Below are 351 nucleotides of genomic sequence, written 5' to 3'. Positions count from 1 at the left end.
CAAAAAAACCTCCAAACGCGATACAATTAAGGTGTTCAAGCCAATTGTAAAGCGAAAGGAGAAAAATATGGCTCAAAAAGCACATAGTTTATCACACACAAAATGGATGTGTAAATATCACATTGTGTTCACCCCTAAGTATAGACGAAAAGTGATCTATAATCAATATCGAAGTAGTTTGGGAGAAATATTCCATAGATTATGTAGTTATAAAGGTGTTGAGATTATCGAAGGCCATTTAATGCCAGATCATGTTCATATGTTAGTAAGCATTCCACCTAGAATTAGTGTTGCAAGTTTCATGGGATATTTAAAAGGTAAAAGTGCTCTAATGATGTTCGATAAACACGC

1 protein-coding gene is annotated in these 351 nt (G+C 34.2%); it reads left to right on the top strand.

Annotated elements, in window-relative coordinates:
- Window positions 1-67: 67 nt before the first annotated feature.
- On the top strand, window positions 68-351 hold a 284-nt coding region (gene tnpA / locus HMPREF2832_RS02660), incomplete at its 3' end, for an IS200/IS605 family transposase (RefSeq protein WP_148131343.1).

Origin of the sequence: Streptococcus sp. HMSC073D05, from assembly GCF_001812015.1 — a bacterium.
Lineage (GTDB): Bacteria > Bacillota > Bacilli > Lactobacillales > Streptococcaceae > Streptococcus > Streptococcus parasanguinis_D.
The sequence above is the reverse complement of the archived record's forward strand: the minus strand, read 5'-3'. Positions and strand labels throughout refer to the sequence as shown.